The 7,405-nt window shown below is 39.9% G+C and carries 7 protein-coding genes and 1 riboswitch; of the genes, 3 read left to right on the top strand and 4 right to left on the bottom strand.

Annotation, left to right across the window (positions count from 1 at the left end; all coding sequences use genetic code 11):
* Positions 1-204: 204 nt before the first annotated feature.
* Positions 205-337, bottom strand: a riboswitch (cobalamin riboswitch).
* 144 nt (positions 338-481) lie between these two features.
* Positions 482-1,036, bottom strand: a complete 555-nt coding sequence (locus AWV70_RS11310; protein WP_060207118.1) for a hypothetical protein — start codon at positions 1,034-1,036, stop codon at positions 482-484.
* Between the two features lie 400 nt (positions 1,037-1,436).
* Here AWV70_RS11310 and AWV70_RS11305 point away from each other — a divergent pair, with 400 nt between their 5' ends.
* Complete coding sequence (locus AWV70_RS11305; RefSeq protein WP_060207120.1) at positions 1,437-2,126, top strand: response regulator transcription factor; 690 nt, start codon at positions 1,437-1,439, stop codon at positions 2,124-2,126.
* A 156-nt stretch (positions 2,127-2,282) separates the two neighbouring features.
* Entirely contained in the window at positions 2,283-4,490 is a 2,208-nt protein-coding gene (locus tag AWV70_RS11300; RefSeq protein WP_060207116.1) for a sensor histidine kinase, read from the top strand.
* A gap of 112 nt (positions 4,491-4,602) precedes the next feature.
* Here the strand turns inward: AWV70_RS11300 and AWV70_RS11295 are convergent, their stop codons facing one another.
* Complete coding sequence (locus tag AWV70_RS11295) at positions 4,603-5,157, bottom strand: hypothetical protein (RefSeq protein WP_060207114.1); 555 nt, start codon at positions 5,155-5,157, stop codon at positions 4,603-4,605.
* Positions 5,158-5,193: 36 nt separating this feature from the next.
* Positions 5,194-5,898 (bottom strand): hypothetical protein, encoded by a 705-nt coding sequence (locus tag AWV70_RS11290; protein ID WP_060207111.1) that lies wholly within the window; start codon positions 5,896-5,898, stop codon positions 5,194-5,196.
* Positions 5,899-6,303: 405 nt separating this feature from the next.
* Between AWV70_RS11290 and AWV70_RS11285 the strand changes: the two genes are divergently transcribed.
* Positions 6,304-6,903: a class I SAM-dependent methyltransferase gene (locus tag AWV70_RS11285; RefSeq protein WP_060207109.1), complete on the top strand. Its 600-nt coding sequence runs from the start codon at positions 6,304-6,306 to the stop codon at positions 6,901-6,903.
* A gap of 51 nt (positions 6,904-6,954) precedes the next feature.
* On the opposite strand, the gene AWV70_RS11280 is transcribed toward AWV70_RS11285, so the two are convergent.
* Positions 6,955-7,405 (bottom strand): CPBP family intramembrane glutamic endopeptidase (locus AWV70_RS11280; RefSeq protein ID WP_235588632.1); only part of this gene is annotated, 451 nt, incomplete at its 5' end.

Raw genomic sequence — 7,405 nt, 5'->3', positions numbered from 1 at the left:
CATTAGATTTCCATCCGCCCCAGACTATATAATTTATATTCACAAATAAAGTGTATAAAACTACTTGACTGAACGTAAGAAACACCTCTAACGGAAAGGTTAGAAGTGTACGGAAATGCCAGTTCAATCGGCCGTTGCATACTGAAAAAGCATGCAACTTGATTTGCGCATGAGTTCTAACACCATCCTATCTACCGTAGGTTTGCAGCGTTATTGAAACGGGCTGGTGTCTGGCTTCAGCATAATGCTGTCACAGTGGCGGGACCGCGCCGGATTTGCACCGGCTTCCCATTTAAGATCTGATAGATTTCAGACCACCCATTCCTTAGCTATACGATTTTGTATTTGATTAAAGGTAGCATGTGCAAATTTTTCTGTCAACAGTCACTTGAAGAATTAATCTGAGTTTTTCGATTGGGAATAGGGTGAACAAAAGAAATCATGTAGTTTCGCCGGGGGGAACTACATGATGCCGATTCTCTTAATTCTCCTTCGCTGACAATAAAAACGCATAAATCGCTTCACCTTTCACGTCGCCACTCCATATCGCTTTGACAGACATGAAATACCTTCCTTCAGCCAGAGGTGCTTGTGCTATGTCGTCATCGACTTCCACGGCTGTTGTTTCGCCGTCTTTATGAATGACCAATTCGAATGCATCAGGGCTCGGAAAATCTATATCATCCATAGGAATGGAAAACCGGAAGTGGAGTTCATCACCAACTTTTACTTGATTTGCGGGTTCATGCTCCAAGATTTCCTGTGCAGGAGTCGGCGCCAATGAGCACGTTTTTTCTGCCGTTTCCCAGCAATGCTTGTCATAGATTGCTCGAATGCTATTATCACCAGAATGTACTTGGAGATCGGGTTTCAAAGTGATTGCGGTCTCCATCTCAGTCGGTTGATGAGGCGGAGCGACTACTTCACCATCCGCACAGCCGAACAGCAATAATCCGATTAGCGGAACATATGCCGGTAACCATTTCTTTATTGCATTCCTCCCCCTTAAGCAGCTTTCGCCGTAGCTAGTATCCACAGTCTATCATTCTTCCAATTAATCAACAATGCGAATTGTCTAAAATCGGTGTTCTTTAAACCTTTTTATGTAGCACTATGGAAGCGGTGAATTGTAAAGCGATGAAAGTTTGTAGAAAAAGATAGGGCGCAAAAGTTTTACCCCGCTTGCAACTAAGTTATCACCGTTCCTCAGGAGTTTATCACCGCTGCGCTATCATTCAGGCGTTCTCCATGGCGAGCTCCATGTAAGCCCACCAATTTTCCAAGCCGGCAGTAGCTTATCACCGTTTACCCATTTATTAGTCATTCCTAAATTGAGATCCACCACCCATCTTAAGAATTTCTTCATAATTCCCCTAATGGAATGTTAAGATTTAACCAATACAATTGGTATCATAGAGGAAAGTGAGGTGCGGATGATGACGAAATTCACAGTGCTTGTGGCGGATGATGATAAAGAGATCCGCGATGGGATTGAAATTTATTTAAAAAACGAAGGATATAACGTATTGAAGGCGGCGGATGGGAAAGAGGCGCTCGAATTGATTCAAATGAATGAAGTCCATCTGCTCATCCTCGATATTATGATGCCGAATATGGACGGGATTACGGCGACGTTCAAAATCCGGGAGGAGCAAAACATCCCGATCATCATGCTCAGTGCGAAAGCGGAGGATACGGATAAGATCCATGGATTGTCGGTCGGAGCGGATGACTATGTGACGAAGCCGTTCCACCCGCTCGAGCTGATGGCGCGTGTGAAGTCACAGCTGCGGCGGTATGTCCAATTCGGCACATATGATGGTCAGAAGAAAATTGAAATTGATGGGTTGACGTTAGATGAAGATGCGAAAGAATTATCGGTAGATGGGAAACCGGTGAAGCTGACGCCAATCGAGTATAAGATTACGGAATTGCTAATGAAAAACGCGGGGCGTGTGTTTTCGATAAATGAAATTTATGAACGAGTGTGGAATGAAGAAGCGTATAATGCGGAAAATATTGTGGCGGTCCATATCCGTAAAATACGTGAAAAGATTGAAGCAGATCCAAAAAATCCGAGATATGTAAAGGTGGTGTGGGGCATTGGCTACAAAATCGAGAAATGATTGGAGCGTCGTCTTGTCGGTATTCTCCATCTGTATCGCAATTGTCAGCATAGGTTACTGCTTCCCCCATATACTCGACATGATTGAAAGCGGTTGGGAACGTTCTTCGCGGACGATCGCATATTTCTCTCGCATCATTAGAGGGGGCGCAGCCTGATGAAAAATAAAGTTTTTCTAGTCATATGGGCTACGCTCGTTACGATTATGCTGCTCGCCAGTCTGTCATTTGTAAGACAGGGAACAGGGCTGATAGGAAAGGGTTTTTCCGATTCGGATGATATGAAGTGGCGGTTAGACGAGTTTTATGATGTGATCGGTCCTTCTGTTCTAAATCCGATCAACATAGAAGAGGCAAAGAAGAAAATCACAGTATCCGAGAGCGAAATTGAAGAGCATCGGACTCGCTATGGCACATTGGCAGACCAGCTCGCCAATATCCACGATCAATACGCACAAAGAATTGCCGATGCAAAGGATGCTAGTAATGACTTATTAAGGGAGACATTGATTGAAGAACGGGATATGAAATTGGAGGATATCCGAAAGAATTTTGAGGGAAATGGACATGTAGAGGCGAAAATTCGTAAAACGAAAGAAAAGGTTTTAGAAAATTATTTGAATGAAATTAGAAACAAATCCTATTCAATACATGTCGCCTATAAATTAAAGAATATAGAAACTGGCGAGACGTTTTCTAAAGGTGATATTTCGAAGCCTGCTGTTTATAAAAAGAACTTTAATGCAAACAGTGACTACTTAAAGGTTAGCTCATTACCAGGACGCTATTCAGAATGGACAACGCCATATATTAATTACTACGAAGATGCTCATGTATCCGATGAAGAAATAACTGCTATGGCAAATCCCGTGCAATCTTTTGAAGGCGTTGTCATCGTTCCGAAGGCGGCCTTTGAGAAAGGCGGTGCTTTATATGCCCAATACAAGGATTTCAACAGAGGCAAATATGGCATGTATGCTTTTTGGATCCTTGGCTTGCTGGCGCTTATCGCCTTGTTAACTGTCATGAAGTTTCAGAAGGAATGGGTAACAGGAACTCCGATTGCAGATTGGTATGCCGAAGTGAAAATCGATGTAAAGGCTGCAACACTTTTCATGTCAGCGCTGATTTTAGTTAGATACATCAACAGTGAGTCCTACAATCTGCTGAACTTATTTACACACCAAAGCCTAGAGAGATGGGTCATTTGGCTCGGCACCTTCTTTATCGTTGGCGTCATCATGACTGCGTTGCTTGCATTTCAGCTTGTGAACAGTGTGGAACGATGGAAGCGGGAAGGGGTATTGGCAAAGGACATAAAAAATAGTTTCACAATCCAATTCTTAAAGGCGTTGGGTGAGATGTTCTTGAAAAAATCGATCGGCGTTCAATCATTCATCCTGCTTATCGGCTTTTTCCTTGCTGGTATAGGACTCGTCGGAGGATTCATAGATCCGTTTTTCTTTGTCGTCTATGTTGCTTGCGTCCTATTTCTCGGCTTGCCAGCGCTCTATATTTTCATCCGACGTTCTGCTTACTTGAACCGGATCATCATTGATACAGAAAAAATGGCTGCAGGACATTTAAATGAAGACATCAAAGTCCAAGGTCGTTCACCACTCGCAGAGCATGCGAAAAACTTAAACAATCTTCGAGAAGGCGTGCGGGTTTCCATGACCGAGCAGGCGAAAAGCGAGCGGCTAAAAACGGAATTAATCACGAATGTTAGCCACGATCTGCGTACACCGTTGACGTCGATCATCACGTACACCGATCTCTTGAAAGATGAAACGATTACGCCAGAGGAACGCGCGAAATATGTAGACATTCTTGATAAAAAATCCCAGCGATTAAAGACGCTTATCGAGGATTTATTCGAAGTGTCGAAAATGGCAAGCGGCAATCTTGAACTGCACAAGCAGCGTGTCGATTTGACGCAATTGCTCCAGCAAGCACTCGCAGAGCATGCTGAAGAAATTGCCAACTCCGGCCTCGATTTCCGGACGACACTTCCGGACGACATGCTCATCGCTAATCTAGACGGCCAAAGATGGTGGCGCGTCCTCGATAACCTGATCGTCAATGCAGTCAAATATTCATTACCGGGCACTCGCGTGTACGTAACACTCCGAAAAGTAGGGGAGACGGCAGAGTTCATCGTAAAAAACATTACGAAATACGAGCTCGGTGAAAATGTCGATGAGCTTTTCGAACGTTTCAAACGTGCCGATACATCACGTCATACCGATGGCTCAGGCCTCGGTTTAGCCATCGCACAATCAATCGCCGACATGCATGGCGGACAGATGAAAATCGATTTGGATGGTGATTTGTTTAAAGTGACAGTGACCGTGCCGACAAAATAAAAAATCCGCATGCAATGCTGAAGTTATCGGCAGGCATGCGGATTGTTTAAAAAGAGATTTGCATAAGACTTTTATATAGTTTGATACTTATGAAAGACTTTTTCACTTTTCATTATTGAATTTCGGACATTAACGCTTTTAATCTGCCTACACTATCAATTTTAAATAGTTTTTCTCTAAAAAAGATAAATTCATTAGCAGCCTGAAGAATTTTAAAGAAAAAGTCTTTTTCATTAACTATGTTTTTTGTTTCTTTATAAAATTCATGAGAGTCTTTGCTTTCAAAATTCAAAGGATTCCTTTTTATTCTAAATAACATCAGGTTCTCTGGATTTGTAATGATTTTTTTAATACTCCACTTATGGCCATTCATAGCCATAAAGTGTTCTCCAAAACCTGTTTTTTTATACTCCAAAATCATTTGCAGGATACCAATCCACATTAAATCAATATCATCCCAGTCCATAAAGTCAGTCATTGTAGTATCTATTGTTTTAATAATTACTACACCCTCTAACTTATGGCCTTTATGCTTTTTTAATCGTCTATTGACAACCTGAGCTGATGATGTGTCATTTAAGGAAATAAAATAGTCTTGAAAATTTTCTTTGTTAAAGTAGAACGAATCCAAAGTTTTTTGTTCAATGTATGTGGTGATAGTAAGCATATACTACTCCATTCATTATTATGTTGTAAAATATATTTAAAAAGGATAGAAAGTATTTATTCGATAATTACTTACAACCAATCTGTACATTTGTCCATCTATACTAACATTTAATGTAGCATATCCGTTACCATTTATAATTGTACTTCTATTAGCGTTGACAATTGAAATAATCTTTGCTCGCACATCATTTACAGCAAGGTTAAAGTGAAAAGTTGTTTTCCCAGTAGCGCCTGTCCAATATAATGGATGATGATTTACAAGAACATGATTCATACTGCTATTTTGTAATGCTACAGTTCTACCACTACCAATAGATATATTTGTAGGAGTGAAATTTCTTAAAGCATTTGCTGCTTTCTCAGGCGCTTGTTTTGTAAAAGTCCTAGATCCAACTTGTACTACATACCTACCGCCAACCCAGACAACCCTTCCGATAATATGCCACCAAAAAGGTTGGATTTCACCTAGTTGATCTTCATTAATTACTTCAATACCATACTCTTTTTGAATTGCCTCTGCCTCTTGAATACTAATAAACTCAAATTCAGCTAAATTTAACTCTTCCCTATCATTAAAATCTTTGCGTTCATTATCTATTGGTGTTTCGTACCATTCAACTTGATCCCAATCAATTTCTTCAACACTTGTATCATTTTTTTCTTTTTCGCCAGGAATAGCAAATAAATTACTAGCAAATACCGTATTCCCGAAAGAACTAACAAATAAAACAAGTGACAAAAATACCTTTTTTGAGCATTACCATAAATCCTCCATATATTCTATTTTTTATATAATCGGTAAATCGTAAACTTTCCTTGTTCCAGAATCTAAAATTTGAAATTTTCAGGGGTCACTAATACTTTTTCTTGACACAATACAAATCAAAGTTCGTGTGGATAATTAAAGTTCTGATAATTTGAGATGCTACCTCTTTTCTAAAGGCGTTAACAATAGAATGAATAAGTGCTTTTCCATTAAAAACCTATATTTTACATTTCCGTGCCAATAAAATAATGGTCAATATTCCGATAAGTAATAATCTTTGCTATTGGAACAGTGATATAGTTTGTAAAAATGTAGTATTAGTCGGGCCGTTTTTCTATATACTATATAGACCGAATGGAAAGGAGATAGGGGAATGAAATGAATCGTCAATCATTAATTAAAAAGTTTGATAAGCAGGCAAAAAAATATGATAAACGACGAATAAACGGTCAGGCTTCAAAGTTTCGTCAACGAATATTTCAAGAAGCTGAAGGAAAGGTCTTGGAAGTTGCCATTGGTTCAGGACTTAACTTTCCCTACTACAGGAACAATATTGAATTGACAGGATTGGATTTTAGCCATGAAATGTTGAAAACAGCACAGAATGCGGCACTCAATTATCCGTTTAAAACGACATTTATACAAAATGATATCGAAACGTTTGAATTTGACGAAAACAGCTTTGATACTATCATCTCTTCTGGCAGTTTATGTGCCTATCAAGATCCTGTCGATGTCCTAAATAAATTTCAAAAGTGGTGCAAGCCAGAAGGGAAAATACTTATGTTGGAGCATGGCATTAGTACAAATAAACTTTTGGCAGGTTTACAAAAATCTTTGAATCCATTGGTACTAAAGGTTGTAGGATGCCATCAGAACAGAAATATTTCTGATATTGTAAAAGAGTCACGTCTAAGTCTTGTTAGGGAAGAGCGTTACTTGGCAGGTTATTTGTATTTGATATGGGCTAAACCATAAGATTTACACTGATAATCTTCAGCAATCCGAAGAAAATCGAGCATTTCCGTGTCAATAAAAATAAAGAATATACACCCCGATAAATAATATGCCGAGATCCGCAAACATATGGATGATCCAAGACGGCAGGATCGTGCGGGATTTTTCATTCACAAGCTGAAAAATCAGGCCGCCTGCCCAAAGGCCTCCGACAGCGAGCAATAAAATCGGTAATGTAAACCATGGCAAGAAAATCGCGATATGGTAAACAGCGAAAAAGAACGGCGGCAGGATGAACCGCAATTTGGACTGGCCGAATAAATGAGGCAGCAATCCTCGAAAAAAGAATTCCTCAATTACTGAATTTCCGATCAAAATATAAAGCGCGATGAACGGGAATACTGTAGGAGTGATACCGGATTGCAGCAAATCGTCCCGCAAGGAAGCAATGTCGATATGCATTTGCAATAAAAGGAAAGCACCGATAATGAGCCCCATGATTGATATTCCTAATATGCAAGCA

The organism is Sporosarcina koreensis (genome assembly GCF_001531445.1).
GTDB classification, from domain to species: domain Bacteria; phylum Bacillota; class Bacilli; order Bacillales_A; family Planococcaceae; genus Sporosarcina; species Sporosarcina koreensis_C.
The sequence above is the reverse complement of the archived record's forward strand: the minus strand, read 5'-3'. Positions and strand labels throughout refer to the sequence as shown.

What these genes read in the sequence shown, in the direction of transcription:
- AWV70_RS11305 (WP_060207120.1), top strand. Translation starts at nt 1,437, where the DNA reads ATGACGAAATTCACAGTGCTTGTGGCGGATGATGATAAAGAGATCCGC.
- AWV70_RS11300 (WP_060207116.1), top strand. Translation starts at nt 2,283, where the DNA reads ATGAAAAATAAAGTTTTTCTAGTCATATGGGCTACGCTCGTTACGATT.
- AWV70_RS11295 (WP_060207114.1), bottom strand. Translation starts at nt 5,157, where the DNA reads ATGCTTACTATCACCACATACATTGAACAAAAAACTTTGGATTCGTTC.
- AWV70_RS11285 (WP_060207109.1), top strand. Translation starts at nt 6,304, where the DNA reads ATGAATCGTCAATCATTAATTAAAAAGTTTGATAAGCAGGCAAAAAAA.